This is a genomic window from Mycolicibacterium vinylchloridicum (assembly GCF_013404075.1).
GTDB classification, from domain to species: Bacteria; Actinomycetota; Actinomycetes; order Mycobacteriales; family Mycobacteriaceae; genus Mycobacterium; species Mycobacterium vinylchloridicum.
Map to the genome: position 1 here is coordinate 49,973 of NZ_JACBJQ010000018.1, position 16,373 is coordinate 66,345.

Sequence of the window (16,373 nt, forward strand, 5' to 3'; positions counted from 1 at the left end):
GGCGTCATCGTAGGCAGACGCCCATCAGCTGCCCTGGAACACCTTGCGGTAGCTCGACGGTGACATGCCCAGACCACGGCGCAGATGGTGGCGCAGGTTGGCGCCCGAGCCGAGGCCGGCACGGCGGGCCACCTCGTCGACGGGCAGGTCGTGGGTTTCCAGCAGTTCGCGGGCCAACTCGACGCGCCGGCTACGCACCCACCCGCCGGGCGACTGCCCGGTCTCCTCACGGAACCGGCGGCAGAATGTGCGTGCGCTCATCCGGGCGTGCCGGGCCAGTTGTTCGATCGACAGTGGCTCGTCGAGATGATCCAGCGCCCATTGACGGGTGGCCGCCGTCGACGCGTACCCGCCCTGCTCGCCGGGGATCTGCCGGTCGATGAACTGGGCTTGACCACCTTCGCGCCACGGCGGGACGACGCAGTAGCGGGCCACTTCGTTGGCCACCGACGCGCCGTGGTCGGCGCGAATGATGTGCAGGCACAAGTCAATTCCGGCGGCCAGCCCCGCCGAGGTCAGCACGTCGCCGTCGTCGACGAACAGCACGGTCTCGTCGAGCCGCACACCGGGATGCAGCGCGCGCAGGTCGTCGGCCCAGCGCCAGTGCGTCGTGGCAGACCTGCCGTCGAGCACGCCGGCGGCGGCCAGGACGAACGCGCCGGTGCAGATCGACACCATCCGGGTGCCGGGCCGAATCGAGGCGAGCGCGGCGGCGGCGTCGGGCTCGAGCACCCCGTCCATGCGGGCGGGCCGGTACCGGGTTCCGGGGACGACGACGGTGTCGGCGCTCGCCAGCGCCTCGGGGCCCGCACCGGGCACGATCGCGTAGCCGTGCGTGGTGGCGACGGGTTCACGGCTCAATCCGCAGACCACCACGTCGTACAGCGGAGCGCCGTCGGGCCCGGAGGCCGCGCCGAACAAGAGCGGCGCGATCCCGGCGTCGAAACCGACGACCTGGTCCAGCAGCAGAACCGCCACCCGATGCACGCCGCCAGTCTGGCATGTTTTTGACGGATAGTGTCATTCTTGCCACTAGCCGAAGCCGCACCGGTCCGCCAGAGTGATCCGGTGACCTCCGCTTCCACGTCTGAGACCTCCGGTCAGCGCACCCGCACCGGTCTGCACTGGGCCTGGGTGGTGGCCGCCGTGAGCTTCTTGGCGATCCTCGGCGCGGCCGGCTTCCGATCCGTGCCCGGCGTGATGATGAACCCACTGCACCACGAATTCGGCTGGTCGCACGGTGTGGTCGGGCTGGCGATGAGTGTCAACATGATGCTGTTCGGCCTGACCGCACCGTTCGCCGCCGCCCTGATGGACCGCTTCGGCGTGCGCCCGGTGCTGGCGGCGGCACTGCTGATGATCGCGACGGGTTCGGCGGCCAGCGTGCTGATGACGGCGAGCTGGCAGCTGGTGCTGCTGTGGGGCGTGCTGGTCGGCGGCGGCACCGGCGCGATCTCGATGGGCTTCGTCGCCACCGTCGCGGTCCGGTGGTTCGAGCAGCGCCGCGGTCTGGTCACCGGTGTGCTCACCGCCGCGAGCGCCACCGGGCAGCTGATCTTCCTGCCGATCGTCGCCGAGGTGACGACCCGCCACGGCTGGCGCTGGGCCTCGCTGATCGTCGCCGCCGCAGCCCTGGCCGTGGTGCCGCCGGTGCTGCTGCTGATGCGCAACTACCCCGCCGACAAGGGCCTGCTCCCCTACGGCGCCACGGAAGCCGTAGCGCCGCAAGTGGTTCCGGCGTCGAGCTTTCGCGCCGCGTTCGACGGCTTACTCATCGGTGCGCGGGTGCCGGCGTTCTGGCTGCTGGCAGGCAGCTTCGCGATCTGCGGTATGACGACCAACGGACTGATCGGCACTCACTTCATCCCGGCCGCCAACGATCACGGCATGCCCACCACGGTCGCGGCGGGGCTGCTGGCGACCGTCGGCGTGCTCGACGTCGCGGGCACGGTCCTGTCCGGCTGGCTCACCGACCGCGTCGATCCTCGGCTGCTGCTTGTCGTCTACTACCTTGGCCGCGGGCTGTCGCTGCTGGCGTTGCCCGCGCTGCTTTCGCCGCATGCCGAACCGGGCACCTGGGTGTTCATCATCTTCTACGGGCTGGACTGGGTGGCCACCGTGCCGCCGACGATCGTGCTGTGCCGCGAGTACTTCGGTGCGCGTTCGCCGGTGGTGTTCGGCTGGGTGTTCGCCGCCCACCAGGTCGGCGCGGCCGTCGCGGCCGCCGGCGCGGGGCGGCTGCGCGACTTACAGGGCACCTACGATCTGGCGTTTCACCTTGCCGCCGGCCTGTGCGCGGTGGCCGCGCTGCTCTGCTGGCGGGTGCGCCGGCCAGGGCTCTGACCAGCCGTTTTACCGGCCGTTTTGAGACTCACACTTTGCTGCACGTACGATTCTTCGCGGCGCGGCGGTAACGGGGACCCGCATTTCGCCGACTCCACTAGAGACTCAAAGGAGCCGAAGTGAGCACTCGTACCAAGTCCCTGGGCGTCGCCGCGGCGCTGGCCGCCATCGCCGTCGCGATTCCCACCGCAGTCCAGGCCTACGCCGATCCGACGCCCACGACCACCACCCCGGCCGCGCCGGCGACCACGACGACGATCCCGGTGCCGAGCGTGAGCACGCTGCCCGACCCGCAGGGCCCGGGCTGCGACGCCTACAAGAACCGGATCCCGGCCGGTGCCGGCTCGTTCACGAGCATGGGGACGCAGAACGCGACGGCGGCCATCGCCGCCAACCCGGATCTGAGCACCTTCAGCGCGGCGATCTCCGGCGGGCTCAACCCGGCCGTCAACATCGTCAGCGTGATCGACGGCGGCCCGTATGTGGTGTTCGCGCCGACCAACGATGCCTTCGCCAAGCTCGACGAGGCCCAGCTGGCGGAGCTCAAGAGTGACCCGGCTCTGCTGACGTCGACGCTCTTCTACCACCTGGTGCTCGGCTACCTCGGCCCCGACGACCTGCACGGCAAGATGCCGACGCAGCAGGGCAGCGTCGTGGACGTCACCGGCAAGGGCGGCGACATCAAGATCAACGACGACGTGAAGGTGCTGTGCGGCTACACCGCCGCGGGTGCGTACATCTACATGATCGACACGGTGCTCAGCCCCGGCGAGGCACCGACGCCGAACACGGCGTCCAGCACCACGAGCACGTCGGCCACCGAAACGACCTCGACGACGCCGACGACATCGACCTCGCTGCCGGCCGAGGCGCCGCCGACCACACCGACGACAACGACGAAGCCGGCCTAGCGCGCCTTCCAGACTGGAGCACGCTTCTCGGCGAAGGCCAGCGGGCCTTCCTTGGCGTCTTCGGATTTCATCAGCGCGCCGATCTCACGCATGGTGCGCCCCCAACCGGCTTCGTCGGCGGTGATGACGCCGTCGTCCACACCGGCCGCGACGCGCTTGCTGGCCTGAACGGCCAGCGGCGCATTGACGGTTATCCGTTGTGCCAGAGCCAAAGCCGCATCGACGACGGTGCCGTCGGGCACCACTTCGTTGATCAGCCCCCACTGGTGCGCCTCGGTCGCGGTGATCGGTTCGCCGGTGAACAGCAGGTGCATGGCCACCTTGCGTGGCAACTGGTCGACGATGCGGAACACGCCACCGGCGGCGGCGACCAGGCCGCGCTTGACTTCCGGCAGGCCGAATTTGGCGCTTTCCTGCGCGACGACGAGGTCGCTGGCCAGCGCCAGTTCGGTCCCGCCGCCCAGCGCAGTGCCGTTGACCGCGGCGATGGTGGGTTTGTCGATGAAGTGGCGGACGTAACCGGCGAAGCCCCACTCCGGATGGTGCGGGTGAAAGAGGTTCTCCCGCCGCGAGATTGCCTTGAGGTCGGCACCGGCGCAGAACGACTTGTCGCCGGAACCGGTGATCACCACGGCCCAGACATCCGCGTCGTCCTGGGCCTGCTGCAGCAAGTCACCGACGGCGGTGCTCACCGCACCGTTGACGGCGTTACGCGCGTCGGGGCGGTTGATGGTGATGAGCGTGACGTTGCCCCGCCGCTCTGAAAGAGCGGCGGGGGTCTCGACGTCGGTCACTACAGCAGCTCGAGAATGGTGGCGTTGGCCTGGCCGCCGCCCTCACACATGGTCTGCAGACCGTACTGAATGTTGTTGTCCCGCATGTGATAGAGCAGCGTGGTCAGGATGCGGGCACCGGAACCGCCCAGCGGGTGGCCCAACGCGATGGCACCACCGTTGGGGTTGAGTTTGGACTCGTCGGCGCCGATGTCCTTAAGCCAGGCCATCGGCACCGGGGCAAAGGCTTCGTTGACCTCGAACGCACCGATGTCGTCGACGCTCAGCCCCGACTTCTTCAACGCCTTCTGGGTGGCCGGGATCGGAGCGGTCAGCATGATCACCGGGTCAGCGCCGGCCAGGGTGGCGGTGTGCACCTTCGCCAACGGCTTGAGACCCAGGTCCTTGGCCTTCTCGGCCGACATGATCAGCAGCGCGGCCGAACCGTCGGAGATCTGGCTGGAGTTGCCGGCGTGGATCACGCCGTCCTCGGAGAACGCGGGCTTGATCTTGGCCATCGACTCGACGGTGCCGCCGCGGCGGATACCGCCGTCCTCGAGCACCACGGTGTCGTTGCCGTCGGCGTCCTGGGTCTTGATGCCGACGATCTGATCCTTGAACGCGCCCGAATCCTGTGCCGCAGCAGCCTTTTCATGCGAACGCAGGGAGAACTCGTCGAGCTGGGTGCGACTGAAGCCCCACTGCTCGGCGATCATCTCGGCGCCGATGCCCTGGTTCGGCGTCTTGGCGTAGCGCGCCTTGAACGACGCACCGTAGGGGTTGCCACCGTTCGCGAGCGAGGCGCCCATCGGCGTGCGCGACATCGACTCGACACCACCGGCGACGACGACGTCGTAGTGGCCGGCGATCACGCCGGCGACGGCGAAGTTCAGCGACTGCTGGCTGGAGCCGCACTGACGGTCCACCGTGACTCCGGCGACGGTCTCGGGCCACCCGGCGCTCAGCACCGCGGTACGGGCGATGTCGAGCGCCTGCTCACCGGCCTGCATGACACAGCCCCAGATCACATCGTCGACGAGAGCCGGGTCGACACCGGCCCGCTCGACCAGGCCGTTGAGCACCTGGGCCGACAACTCGGCGGGGTGCACCCCGGACAGTGCGCCATTGCGCTTACCGACTGGCGAACGTACCGCTTCGACAATTACCGCTTCAGCCATCGGCCTAACTCCTTTACGACGGGGTGATCTTTGGATCAAAACACACGTCGTTCGACGACCATCAAGCGGGTCAACCAACCGTTCGGTCAGTCGCGCCCCGACGTGACGTGCACCGGCAGAGTGTCGTCCCACGGCTGCCGGTTCACCATGTCGGCGACATTGACATAGCCGGACTCGAACTCGCCGGTCGCGGCGTCGACGAGGCGGTACTCCTGGCGCTGCTTGTGCAGGGGCTGGCCGTCGAGCAGCACCACCCGCACCTCGCCCGGTTCGAATCCGCAGCGCTTGTGCATCGCGGCGATCAGCTGTTCGTTGTGCATGTGCCCGTCGCCGAAGTTCCAGCCGATCGCCATGCTGCAGATCCGCTCGCCGTCGGTGATCGAGTAGTCGTCCTCGTTCTCGCCTGCCATCGCCCGGTGCGCCAGGGTGAACAGGGCCTTGCCGTGGGTGTTGAACGCGCGGAATGCGTATCCCATGAACAGCGGGATCTGCGCGGCTTCCTTGCTGCCATAGAACTTTTCGAGCTGGGCGGCCGGCATGTTGGCGATCGTCACCAGGTTCTGCTCGATCTTGGCCTCGGCCGACGGCTTGACACACCACAGCGTGGTGTCCCAGTTCCCGGCGTAATAGCGCATACCGGGCAGGAAGGACACCTTGCGCGGCACCGTGTTTCCGAGAAAGACGGTGGTCGCCAATGCCAGGAACAGCAGGATCGGCCACGGCGTGGTGAGGTCGGTGATCCCGATCTGGGCGTGCGCAACGAACAGCGACAGCACCGAGAAGATCATGAAGACGTTCCACTCCAGCGGCACACCCATCGGGATGGCCGACAGGATGCCGAGATGGAAGCAGACCATCACGATTGCTGCGATCGTGGTCGGCCACCCGCCGTGAGAAAAGAACAGCGCCAACGGAATCAGCATCTCGATGGCCGTGCTGATGTGCGCCAGTATGTGCGACATCGGGCCGGGCCGAAGGTCGTCGGGGAACTTCTTGAAGAACATCCGCTTGAGGAACCGGGGCCGCACCACCGGGCTGTTGGACATCATCGTGGAGATGACGAACGGGAAGTGCCGGGTCAGCTTGGAGGTCGCCGCACCGATCCAGATCGCCATGCAGACCAGCTTGGCGGCGATGATGATGTCGACACCCGAGAACAGGAAGGCCACCGCGAACGCGCCGTACACCTCGCCGCGGGCGGCCAGGAAGATCACCTTGTCGCGCAGCCCGGCAAGCGCCAGCAGCGCCACGATCGTCGCAATCTGCCATGTCGGCAGCAGACCGACTTCGGTGCCCAGCTCCGGAATCGGGCCGGTGCCGTCGGAGAACAACGCGACGAGAATCATCACGATCAACGCCGCATAGAGCGCGATGTCGACCGGTCCGCGGTTGTCCCCCTTTGTCAGCGGCACCAGGTTGGGCCACGGTGGCAGCCGGATCGTGTTGGGGCGCAACCAGTAGATGATCGAACCCATCGGCGGCCAGAAGCGGTTGTTCAACGGGCCGAAGCCGCAACCGAGACCGACGACCTCGAAGAGCATCGTGTAGAGCACGGCCTTCTCGTAGACGATCGGCTCCGACCACCACGACCCGATGTCGCCCAGCCCGCCGATGCCCGCGGTGGCCCAGCCGAACAGTGCGCCGACCACGACGTAGAGCAGGATTTTGATGACGTAGAACAGGTGCAGAGCGATCGGCGTGCCGAAGCCGACCTCGGCCCAGTGCCGTGCCATCGGTTTGATCTTCTCCGCGCGGGTGCCTTTGCTCCACGTCTCGAAGTCGATGACGGGCACTTCCTGCTTCAGAAATCCCATGGCAAAAGACTAGAACGTGTTCTAGTCAGATGGGTGCGAATTCCCGCGCTGCGGGACTTGCCCCGCGATGTCGCCGTTCCGGCGACTCGGCAACCTGGTCAGCAGCTTCGCGACTCCCGTTCAACTGGCACATGTTTCGTGCAACGTTCACCAGTGATCTGCTGGCCGGCCTCGATCGTCACGGCTGCCGAATCGAAACCGACGAAGCTCCAACGGTCTCATCGAGCAGGTCTAGCACCGCCTGCCACGCCCGTGTCGCGTGCAAAGCGTGATGGCCCACGCCGGGCACGGTTGCCAGGACGTGGGTGGTGCCGCCGGTCGATGAGCCGTCAGGATGCGTCGGTGCGGCCCAAAAAGCGTGCTGCGCTCCACCGTAAACGTTGACGCGCCAATCAACTCCGGCCGCCTGAAGCGCACTGGTGAACGCGAACAGTTGATCGGGAGTGCAAATTGGATCTTCGGAGCCGGTGCACAGTAAGTAGGCTCCGCCTACGTTGATCCAGTCTTCGGCGTGGGCGGCCGGCAACCCCGGATGGATCGCGGCGAGCGCCTTGAAGGGCACTCTCGCGCGGGCGAGTTCCAGCACGATCCGGCCACCGGCACCGTATCCGAGCGCTGCGAGCCGGTCGTGGTCGGCGCCGGGGACAGCAAGCAGAACGTCGAGCGCAGCACGGCCAATGGCGTGCATACGGGTGGGGTCAGCCATCAGGGGCATGATCCGCGCCAACATCGCGTCCGGCTCGCCGAAGTACGTCCGGCCGGCGTGGTAATCCATCGCGAGCGCGATGTAGCCGTGCTTGGCGAGGTCGTCGGCGCGGCCGCGTTGGTAGTCATCGAGACCGATTCCGTCGTGTCCGACGAGCACTGCCGGCCAGGGACCGTCGCCGTCCGGCCGTGCCAGGTGAGCCACCATCGTCAGTCCGTCGACGTCGTAGGTGACTTCGCGCGTGGAGATCATGCGGTCCACGCTAGCCATGCCGGTTTGGGCGAAGGTGTCGATCAGCCTTTGGCCGGTGGGCGGTAGAAGATCGCCAGCTGCCCGATGCCACCGCCCAGGCCGAGCACCAGCGCGACGAGCAGTCCGCACCAGCCGTGCAGCCACGGGTAGATCCCGGTGTCTGAGAACAGCGCGTAGTCCAGGCTGTACTTGCCGGCTCCGGTCGCGGCGAGCGCCACGGCCGCCGCCGCCAGCACCAGGTTGTACTCCCAGCCTTCCTTGACGATGAAGAAGCCGTTGTGGCGGTGCACGGTCCAGGCCGCCACCAGCATCAGCGCCACGAAACCGGCGGCCGGGACCGGCGTCAGCAGCCCCACGGCCAGCCCGATGCCGGCAGCCATCTCGGTGCTCGCCGCCACCCGCGCGTGGAAGGTGCCCGGCTTCATTCCGATGCTCTCGAACCACCCGGCGGTGCCCTTGATCCGGCCGCCGCCGAAGAACTTGTTGTAGCCGTGGGCGGCCATGGTCAGGCCGAGCACCACACGCAGGATGAGAAGTCCGACATCGTAGGCAGCAGTCATGGGAGTAAACCTAGAGCATCAACCCCAGCGCTGGGCAGGTGCTCAGCCCACGTAGCCGATGACCGGGTTGGTGTAGCTCAGCGCGCCGCTCTCCATCCAGTGCATCAGCGGCTGGTAGTCGCTGTTGGGCGGCTGCGGCATGTAGCCCCGGCTGGTGGCGCCCTCGACCGGCTGATTGAACTGACGCATCCGAAGTACGTTGGCCCACAAGTAATCCTGGATCTGCGACATGCTCGTCAGATCCTTTTCCTTCTTGAAGATCTTCATGATCTTGTCTTTGTCGTCACCACTGTCGATCAGGTCTTCGACGATGTCGTCGAACTCGTCTTTGCCGATCGTGTACAGGTTGTCGCCGGTGACGGTCTGCGCACTGAGGTAGCCCTGCTCGGCGACGATCGCGACCTGGGTCTCCTTCAGCGCTTCCTGCGCGTTCGGGACGTAGCCCAGGTCGATCGAGCTGAGCTGCGAGTAGGGATTGATGACGTAGAGGCCGCCCCAGCGGTGGTGGCCGTCGACGATCCACACTCCGTTGTCCGCGGTGAGGATCACGCTCTTGGCCAGCACGGTGCCGCCGGCCAGATAGTCCTCGAGCAAATCGGGGTCCTGAAGCGGATCCTCCAGCGCCTTCTGCGCGTCGATCTCGTTCTGCGTCGGGATCAGACTGCTCACCGCCGCGGTGATCGGGGTGACGGTGATGGCCTCGTTCGGGATTCCACGGGTCGATCCGCCGGTGGTGATCAGATTCAAAAGCGGTGTGTTGCAGGTCGATTGGCACTGATCACCGGTGACCGGGTCGGTCTTGAGGTAGGTGTTGAACAGGTTGACGAAGCCGTCCTGATCCTCGGTGTAGGCGGCGATCAGGATCTGCTGCAGCTGGCCGACGGCGACCATATCGGGCAGCGGAACCCCGTCGGTCGTCATCCGCTCGGTGTTCTCGGCGCTGTTCAGGATCTTCTTGGCCGTGCCGGCCAGCCCGCCGTTGCTCATCCAGTTGTTGACGTAATACGCGATCTCGTCGGCGGTGGCTTCGCGGCCGAGCGCCACCTGGACGATCTCCTGGACCTTCACCGAGCGGAAGGCGTTGGCCTTGATGAACTGCACGGCGATCATCTGAGTGGGCTGGCCGGACTGCAGCCGCTGGACATAGATGGCCGCCTGTGCGGCGTCGGTGGGGGTGCCCAGGATGCTGCGGTACAGCAATTGGACGTAGGTGCCGGCGGTGCCGCCGGCCTCCCGATAGAACTCCCGGGTGCTGGCGATCTGCGCGACCACCAGTGGCTCGGGCAGACCCATTCGGAGTTCCATGGTGCCCATCGCCAATTCGCGGTCGGTGGGCGCACGTCCGAGCAGTTCGAGGTAGTAGCTCGTGACCTGCTGCCGGCGGAAGGCCGTCGACCGGTAGAGGCTACCGACCACCGCGGCCTGCCCCTTCGCGTCGAACAGGGCGGTGTAGCGCTGCAACTGATCGGCAGTCGGGTCGGCACGCAGGATCTCGCGGAACAGGCCGGTGACGATCTCGGTGGACGTGCCGGGGTCCGACGCGGCAACCACTCGCACGACCCGTCGTGATGACGCCACGGGCCGAGCTGTCACCGCCACCCGCTGCCGGGTGGCCGTGGGACGCACAGAAGCCCGCGGCCGCCCCGCGGCCGGGTGATGCGTGGTGCCACGCGCCGACGACGCGGTGGATGTGGCCGATCCGCTGCCCTCGTCGGCCGAGGCGATCGCCGGTACCGCAAGCATCGCCGCACCGACACCGGCGGCCACCGCACCGGCCTGGAGCAGGCGAACCATCGTCCATTCGGTCATGGCAAAAGAACTATCACCCAGGGCAATTAGACGTACCAGGTGTCAACTGGGCTTCATATGGGCGACAGCACATGTTCAGCCCGGCAGTGCGGCGCACAGCCGGGCCCAGTAGTCGTCGACGTCGACGTTGTCCGGATCGGCATGCACGCTGAGCGTGATGACGTCGCCGAGACCGTGCACGCCGTGGGTCAGGCTCATCATCGGCGACAGCCCCGAGAAGCCGGCGGCGAGCAAGACCGGGAAGCCGCCGAAGGACAGATCCGCGGGCCCGCGGTTCACGCTGGAGACCACGGTATTGCCGGTGACGGTCGCGCCGCGCGCCTCGGGGTCGAAGTGCCCCACCCCCCAACGCAATAGCGCCGCGGGGATGGCCGCGGACGCGGCGGCCGACGCCCGCATCGCAGGGTGGTCGCCGCGGCGGCGTTGCGCGGCCAGCTCGGCGCCGATCAGCTCGGCCCGCCGGGCTGGGTCCACATCCGGGTGCAAGCCGATGCCGACATTGCGAAAGTTGTTGTGTGCACCGGAATCCTGTGCACCGGCCATCGTGACTTCGGCGCCCAGCGTCGACGTATCCTCGCCGCGTGCGGCGAGATACCCGGCCAGCGCGTCGGAGACCGCCACCAGCACTCCGATCGTGACGGTGGGCACCAGCTGGTCGCGCCGCAGCACCACGGTGCGCACCACCGATGTGGCTCGGGGCCGCTGGTTGATGCTGAGCAACGGGCGCCCCGGCGGCGGTGGCGGCACCCGCCCGGCCTCGGTGTCGCGCACCAGCATGCGATGGGCGCGCGCCGCGGCCAGTCCGCGCAGGGGCAGGAACCCGCGCCGAGCGGCAACCGGCACCGGCACCGGTTTCTGGCGGCCCAGCAGCGCACCCCCCAACGCCGTGCCCCGGCTCCCGTCGGCGAATGCGTGGCCGGTCTGCACCACCACCACCGAGCCGACCCCGCTGCAGCCGGGAATGCCGGTCACCCGCGGGAAAATATGTGCGCGCCAGGTCATTCGGCGAAGATCGAGGGTGTCGTCGCGGAGCCGAGCCGCGGCGTCCAGGCAGGCCTGCCAGGCCAGTCCCCCGCCGTGGTGAATGGCGAGCTGGTCGGCATCCACCTCGGCGGGGCACCACCGGGGATATCGCCATGCGCCGGTATCCACCGCCCGCAATCGCAACTCGTCGCACGCCAGCGCCCGGCGTCGCAACTCGTCGAGTGCGGCGTCCAGCGAATCGGGCGCGCCGTCGAAGGCATACAGCACGAGTTGATCGTTGGGCACAACGGCCGACATCCAGAACATCTGCGCGTCAACCGCGGTCATCGATCTGCTGGCAGCCATGCCGACCATTGTCCTAGGCTGGCGTGGTGCTGCCGCCTCCTGGTCCCCACCGCGCCGCGCTGATCACCGGAGCCTCGTCGGGCATCGGCGCCGAGATCGCCAGGCAGCTCTCCCGCCGCGGTCATCACGTCGTGCTGGTGGCCCGCCGCACAGAACAGCTGGCGGAGCTGGCCGAACAGCTCAACGGCCCCAGTTCGGTTGTCGGAGCGGATCTTTCGAACCCGGCTGACCGAGCGGCGCTGCCCGACCGGGTGTCCGCCCTCGGACTCGAGATCGACATCCTGGTCAACAATGCCGGAGTTGCCACCGCGGGCCCGGTGGCCGCGGCGGACCCGGCCGCCGAGGTGACCGTGGTCGAGGTGGATGTGGCCGCGGTGGTGGATCTGTGCACCCGGTTCGTGGCAGGCATGGTGGCCCGCCGGCGCGGAGCGGTGCTCAACGTCGCATCGGTCGGCGCCTACGGGCCACTGCCGGGTCAGGCTGTCTACGGCGCGGCCAAGGCCTTCGTCCTGTCCTATACCTGGGCGTTGCGTGAAGAACTCAAGCCCAGCGGCATAACCGTCACCGCCGTGTGCCCAGGCCCGGTCGACACCGGCTTCGCCGACGCCCTCGGGTTGTCCATGGCGGAAGTCGGGGCCGCGCTGCCCAAACCGTTGTGGCTGCCTGCCGATGCCGTCGCCAAGATCGCCGTGGACGGACTGGCCGCCGGCAAGCCCGTCGTGGTGCCGGGCCGGCTCAACCGTGCCGCTGCGGTCGCCAACTACCTGACGCCGCGGCGGCTGCTGCTACCGGTGCTGGCCCGCAGCCACCCCAGCCTCAAGAAGAAGTAGCCGCCAGAAAGTCCACGATCCGCTTGCCGACCGCGTCGGGCTGTTCGAGTTGCAGAAAATGCCCGGCGTGCTCGACGACCGCCACCTCGCTTCCCGGCGGCAGGACGTCGCGTACCCATGGCGTGAATTCCGCTGTCATACAACCGTCGTCGTTGCCGTGCAGGTACAGCGTCGGGAGCACCGGCGGCTCGAGCCACAACGGCTGCAATGCGGCGTAGCGGGCCGGCGGGCGGGTATTGCGGATCATGGCCCGATAGGTCCCCAGCGCGGCGCGCCAGCGGTCCGGGGAGCCGATCGCGGCGTCGACGTGACGCAGATCCTCGGCCGCGTTGTAGCCCGGCGACCATCGCCGCCACAACAGCGGCACGATCCACGACGACGAGCGTTCGGGCAGGACCGGCAGCTGGAAGTAACTGATGTACCAGCTGCGCAGGAACTGCCTCGCCCCGAGCCGCGCCAGGCGGCCCTTGTTGGCCAGCGGCCTGCCGGCCCGCGGCCGCATCGCCGCCGACGGTGGCACCGACATGACGACGGCCTTGACGAACGGGGTGTCCGGCATCGCGGCCAGGCCGGTGGCGGCGATCGCACCCCAGTCGTGGCCGATCACGACGTCGGCATCGGTAGGCCCGCACGCGGCGCGCACCTGCAGTGCGTCGTCCATGACCGCGCCGATGTGATAACTGCCGTCGGCGGGGATCGACGACGGCACATAGCCGCGCATGAACGGGGCGATGACGCGGTAGCCCGCGGCCACCAGGTGCGGCGCGAGTTTCCGGAATCCGTAGGCGGTATCGGGAAAGCCATGCAGACACAAGGCAATCGGACCGTCGTCTGGTCCCCAGCTCAGTGCGCGCAGCTGTACCGCCGGTGCCGAGACGTCAATCCAGCGTGGCTCGCCCATCGACCCCCCTGTTCGCTAGACCGGATCGAATCCCGAGATGAGCCAGCGGCCACCGACCTTGTCCAGCGTCACCCGCACGCTGGAGGTGGTGTTGGTGGGTGGATCGGTCCCCATGACGACGGTCTGGTTCACGAACAGCAGCACCACCGCGTGTTCGCCCTTGGGCGACACCGACACCGATGCGGCCGCCGGCACCTGGGCCACCGCGGAGATCTTCTTCTCCTTGGCGCCGGGGATGACGACGTTGTTCACCAGCTGGGTGTAGGCGTCCAGGAAGCTTCCGGTCAGCCGGTCGCGCGCGGCGCCGAGATCCTTGTCGACGGTCTCGGCCTTGTAGCTCAGCAGAGCGACGGTTGAGTCCTTGGCGGTCTGCACCGATTCGGTGCGGGCACGGTCGGCATCCCGCGTCGACCAGGCCTGCCAGCCGAAGTACCCGGCCGCCGCGGCCAGAAGCACCGCGACGACCGACACGACCGCCAGGGCCACCACCGCGCCCAGCCCGCCGCGGCGCTGGGTCTCGGCTGCGGGCGCGGCTTCCGACGTCTCGTCAGCCTCACTCTTGGTGAGGTCGATCGCCGGGGCTTCCTCCGCGGAGCTCTTGGTGATGTCGACCGCAGCGGTCTCGGGTGTATCGGTCTTGTCGTCGGTCACGGTACGAACTCCACTTTCGAGACCTTCGCTTCATCGGCGCCGGTCTTCTTGACCGTCAAGCGCATCCGCCAAGCGCGAGGTGGTTGGTTGGGCGCGCCGGCATTGGAGGTCGTGACGGTGACGGCCACCAGCACCTGACCCTCGGTGCCCGACACCGACTCCAGCCCGGCCTCGGTCACCTGACCGTCAGATTTCGACTGGGCCTGCTTGACCACCTCGATGAACGGCTGAGACCGCTTGGCGAAGTCGTCGTAGAACGAATCGGTGGCCGAGTCGAGGATGCGCTGCACATCCTTGTCGGCCTCGTCGAAGTGGATGGTGGTCAGGTTGATCGCGCCCTGCCGGCCGACTCCCACCAGGAGCTCGCGCAACTGGGTGGCCTGCTTGGCCTCGTACCAGCGGTAGCCGAGCCACCCCGTCAGACCGCCGAGGATGACCGCCACGATCGTCACGGCGATCAGCGCCACGACGACGCCCTTGGACCGCCCGGACTTGGCCTCCGGTGCGACGAGCGGCACGTCCTGCGAAGTCTCGGTGGTCTCCTCGACCTCGTCCACCTCGTCTGGCGTAGCGACCTCACCCTCGGGTGCGGCAGGCTCGTCAGCCATAGTTCTCCCTCTGCGGTACTACGGGCCGAATCACCCGCACTGGGGCGAAAGGCTACCGGTAGGCCCTGTGAGGCCCGTCACGGGTTCGCTACGGCAGCCTCCAGATCGGCGATGACGATCTTGCGCATGCCGAGCATGGCGCCGGTCGCGGCGGTGGCCCGGGCCGGGTCGGGATCTCCCAGCAGCTCATAGAGCCGGGTGGGCACCACCTGCCAGCTCAGGCCGAAGCGGTCCTTGAGCCAGCCGCACTGGGATTCCTGGCCGCCGGCCACCAGAGCCTCCCAGTAGTAGTCGACTTCGGCCTGGTCGGCGCACTCGATCACAAACGACACGGCTTCGGTGAAGGAGAACACCGGCCCGCCGTTGATCCCGACGAACCGGGTGCCGTCGAGGTTGAACCCGGCCGACACCACCTCGCCGGGGGTGCCGGGACCGGCTTCGGTGTAGCGATTGACGTGTTCGACGGACGAGTTCGGAAAGACGCCGGTGTAGAAGCGCATCGCCTCCTCGAGGTCGTTGTCGAACCACAGCGACGGGGTGATGGTGGGCACGGTCGTCTCCTCATATTCCTGGGGGCACATGTCACTGCTGGGGCTGACCAGCCGGGGTGGCGAAACTCATCGCTAGCACCGCTAGGTAACGTGCTGTTCAGGTTCGGTCGAGAGGATGCCCGTGAGCAGCACGAACAATGGTCAGACAGTGGAGTTCCGCGGCGACAACGGCCTCACCCTGATAGCCGACGAATGGAACCGCGGCGCCCCGGAGGCCGCCGACCGGCCGACGATCCTGATGCTGCACGGCGGCGGCCAGAATCGGTTCTCCTGGAAGAACACCGGCCAGGTGCTGGCCGACCACGGCTTCCACGTGGTCGCGCTGGACGCTCGCGGCCACGGCGACAGTGACCGGGCGCCCAACGCCGAGTACACGGTCGACGCGCTGTCCACCGATGTTCTGCAGGTGCTCGAGCAGATCGGCCGGCCGGTGGTGTTGATCGGAGCCAGCATGGGCGGGCTGACTTCCATCCTGGTCGCCGAGCACGCCGGACCGGCCACAGTGACCAAGCTGGTGCTGGTCGATGTGGTGCCCCGCTTCGAGAAGGGCGGCAGTGCCCGGATCCGCGATTTCATGTTCAGCCATGTGCACGGCTTCGAGAACTTGGAGCAGGCCGCCGACGCCATCTCCGAGTACCTACCGCACCGCAAGCGGCCGAAGAACCTCGACGGCCTCAAGAAGAATCTGCGGCTGCGTGACGGGCGCTGGTTCTGGCATTGGGATCCGGCGTTCCTGACCGCGCCCGACGACGATCCGTTCATCCGGGTGGAGCGCATCGAGCAGGCCGCGATCGACCTCACCATCCCGATCCTGCTGATCCGCGGCAAGCTGTCCGATGTCGTCAGCGAAGAAGGGGTGCAGGACTTCCTCGCCAAGGTGCCTGCGGCGGAGTTCGTCGAGCTGGCCGATGCCGGCCACACCGCAGCCGGTGACGACAACGACGCGTTCAGCGACGCCGTCGTCGCGTTCGTCACCCGCTAAACCGGCGTGACCAGCTCACCGCTGGTCAGAAACTCCTCCAGATTGCGCATCACCAAAGTCGCCATGGCCGTTCGGGTTCGGGCGGTCGCACTGCCCACATGCGGCAGGAGCACGACGTTGTCCAGGTCCAACAGCTCGGCGGGAGATCGGCCATCGCAGCGGGGTGTGCGCCGCG

General features: G+C 67.7%; 16 protein-coding genes and 1 pseudogene. 4 read left to right on the forward strand and 13 right to left on the reverse strand.

Annotation, left to right across the window (positions count from 1 at the left end):
• Positions 1–24: 24 nt before the first annotated feature.
• On the reverse strand, positions 25–987 hold the full coding sequence (locus HPC46_RS16655; RefSeq protein ID WP_179471777.1) for a GlxA family transcriptional regulator: 963 nt from the start codon (positions 985–987) through the stop codon (positions 25–27).
• Between the two features lie 81 nt (positions 988–1,068).
• On the opposite strand from HPC46_RS16655, the gene HPC46_RS16660 reads away from it, so the two are divergent.
• Positions 1,069–2,343 carry an MFS transporter gene (locus tag HPC46_RS16660; RefSeq protein WP_325096691.1) on the forward strand — a complete coding sequence of 425 codons (1,275 nt, stop codon included), beginning with the start codon at positions 1,069–1,071 and terminating at the stop codon, positions 2,341–2,343.
• 119 nt (positions 2,344–2,462) lie between these two features.
• Positions 2,463–3,254: a fasciclin domain-containing protein gene (locus HPC46_RS16665; RefSeq protein ID WP_179471781.1), complete on the forward strand. Its 792-nt coding sequence runs from the start codon at positions 2,463–2,465 to the stop codon at positions 3,252–3,254.
• Here HPC46_RS16665 and HPC46_RS16670 read toward each other — a convergent pair.
• The 7 genes from HPC46_RS16670 to HPC46_RS16700 form a co-directional block, all read right to left on the reverse strand.
• On the reverse strand, positions 3,251–4,048 hold the full coding sequence (locus HPC46_RS16670; RefSeq protein ID WP_179471783.1) for a crotonase/enoyl-CoA hydratase family protein: 798 nt from the start codon (positions 4,046–4,048) through the stop codon (positions 3,251–3,253). The two genes, HPC46_RS16665 and HPC46_RS16670, sit on opposite strands and share 4 nt — an antisense overlap.
• Positions 4,048–5,205 (reverse strand): thiolase family protein, encoded by a 1,158-nt coding sequence (locus tag HPC46_RS16675; RefSeq protein ID WP_179471785.1) that lies wholly within the window; start codon positions 5,203–5,205, stop codon positions 4,048–4,050. The genes HPC46_RS16670 and HPC46_RS16675 overlap by 1 nt, the downstream gene beginning before the upstream one ends.
• A gap of 86 nt (positions 5,206–5,291) precedes the next feature.
• On the reverse strand, positions 5,292–7,019 hold the full coding sequence (locus tag HPC46_RS16680) for a DUF3556 domain-containing protein (RefSeq protein ID WP_179471786.1): 1,728 nt from the start codon (positions 7,017–7,019) through the stop codon (positions 5,292–5,294).
• A gap of 178 nt (positions 7,020–7,197) precedes the next feature.
• Positions 7,198–7,977 carry a dienelactone hydrolase family protein gene (locus HPC46_RS16685; RefSeq protein WP_179471788.1) on the reverse strand — a complete coding sequence of 260 codons (780 nt, stop codon included), beginning with the start codon at positions 7,975–7,977 and terminating at the stop codon, positions 7,198–7,200.
• Between the two features lie 41 nt (positions 7,978–8,018).
• Positions 8,019–8,537, reverse strand: a complete 519-nt coding sequence (locus tag HPC46_RS16690; protein ID WP_179471790.1) for a DoxX family protein — start codon at positions 8,535–8,537, stop codon at positions 8,019–8,021.
• A 42-nt stretch (positions 8,538–8,579) separates the two neighbouring features.
• Positions 8,580–10,346, reverse strand: coding sequence for a hypothetical protein (locus tag HPC46_RS16695; protein ID WP_179471792.1), 1,767 nt, complete (start codon positions 10,344–10,346; stop codon positions 8,580–8,582).
• Between the two features lie 75 nt (positions 10,347–10,421).
• Positions 10,422–11,675, reverse strand: a complete 1,254-nt coding sequence (locus HPC46_RS16700) for a DUF1298 domain-containing protein (RefSeq protein WP_233716467.1) — start codon at positions 11,673–11,675, stop codon at positions 10,422–10,424.
• A gap of 23 nt (positions 11,676–11,698) precedes the next feature.
• Here HPC46_RS16700 and HPC46_RS16705 point away from each other — a divergent pair, with 23 nt between their 5' ends.
• Complete coding sequence (locus HPC46_RS16705) at positions 11,699–12,505, forward strand: SDR family NAD(P)-dependent oxidoreductase (RefSeq protein WP_179471794.1); 807 nt, start codon at positions 11,699–11,701, stop codon at positions 12,503–12,505.
• Here HPC46_RS16705 and HPC46_RS16710 read toward each other — a convergent pair.
• From HPC46_RS16710 to HPC46_RS16725, 4 genes are all read right to left on the reverse strand, one after another.
• Positions 12,492–13,406: an alpha/beta fold hydrolase gene (locus HPC46_RS16710; protein ID WP_179471796.1), complete on the reverse strand. Its 915-nt coding sequence runs from the start codon at positions 13,404–13,406 to the stop codon at positions 12,492–12,494. The genes HPC46_RS16705 and HPC46_RS16710 overlap by 14 nt on opposite strands.
• A gap of 15 nt (positions 13,407–13,421) precedes the next feature.
• Positions 13,422–14,057 (reverse strand): Rv1363c family protein, encoded by a 636-nt coding sequence (locus tag HPC46_RS16715; protein WP_179471798.1) that lies wholly within the window; start codon positions 14,055–14,057, stop codon positions 13,422–13,424.
• Positions 14,054–14,665 (reverse strand): Rv1363c family protein, encoded by a 612-nt coding sequence (locus HPC46_RS16720; protein WP_179471800.1) that lies wholly within the window; start codon positions 14,663–14,665, stop codon positions 14,054–14,056. The genes HPC46_RS16715 and HPC46_RS16720 overlap by 4 nt, the downstream gene beginning before the upstream one ends.
• 77 nt (positions 14,666–14,742) lie before the next feature.
• Entirely contained in the window at positions 14,743–15,216 is a 474-nt protein-coding gene (locus HPC46_RS16725) for a VOC family protein (protein ID WP_179471802.1), read from the reverse strand.
• Positions 15,217–15,331: 115 nt separating this feature from the next.
• On the opposite strand from HPC46_RS16725, the gene HPC46_RS16730 reads away from it, so the two are divergent.
• Complete coding sequence (locus HPC46_RS16730) at positions 15,332–16,198, forward strand: alpha/beta fold hydrolase (RefSeq protein WP_218894268.1); 867 nt, start codon at positions 15,332–15,334, stop codon at positions 16,196–16,198.
• On the opposite strand, the pseudogene HPC46_RS35010 reads toward HPC46_RS16730, so the two are convergent.
• Positions 16,195–16,341: pseudogene (locus HPC46_RS35010) on the reverse strand (2-hydroxyacid dehydrogenase); the annotation flags it as partial. The gene HPC46_RS16730 and the pseudogene HPC46_RS35010 sit on opposite strands and share 4 nt — an antisense overlap.
• Positions 16,342–16,373 lie beyond the last annotated feature (32 nt).

Coding starts and splice junctions, on each gene's coding strand:
- HPC46_RS16675 (WP_179471785.1), bottom strand. CDS start 5,205: ATGGCTGAAGCGGTAATTGTCGAAGCGGTACGTTCGCCAGTCGGTAAG.
- HPC46_RS16680 (WP_179471786.1), bottom strand. CDS start 7,019: ATGGGATTTCTGAAGCAGGAAGTGCCCGTCATCGACTTCGAGACGTGG.
- HPC46_RS16685 (WP_179471788.1), bottom strand. CDS start 7,977: ATGATCTCCACGCGCGAAGTCACCTACGACGTCGACGGACTGACGATG.
- HPC46_RS16690 (WP_179471790.1), bottom strand. CDS start 8,537: ATGACTGCTGCCTACGATGTCGGACTTCTCATCCTGCGTGTGGTGCTC.
- HPC46_RS16695 (WP_179471792.1), bottom strand. CDS start 10,346: ATGACCGAATGGACGATGGTTCGCCTGCTCCAGGCCGGTGCGGTGGCC.
- HPC46_RS16700 (WP_233716467.1), bottom strand. CDS start 11,675: ATGGCTGCCAGCAGATCGATGACCGCGGTTGACGCGCAGATGTTCTGG.
- HPC46_RS16710 (WP_179471796.1), bottom strand. CDS start 13,406: ATGGGCGAGCCACGCTGGATTGACGTCTCGGCACCGGCGGTACAGCTG.
- HPC46_RS16720 (WP_179471800.1), bottom strand. CDS start 14,665: ATGGCTGACGAGCCTGCCGCACCCGAGGGTGAGGTCGCTACGCCAGAC.
- HPC46_RS16730 (WP_218894268.1), top strand. CDS start 15,332: ATGCCCGTGAGCAGCACGAACAATGGTCAGACAGTGGAGTTCCGCGGC.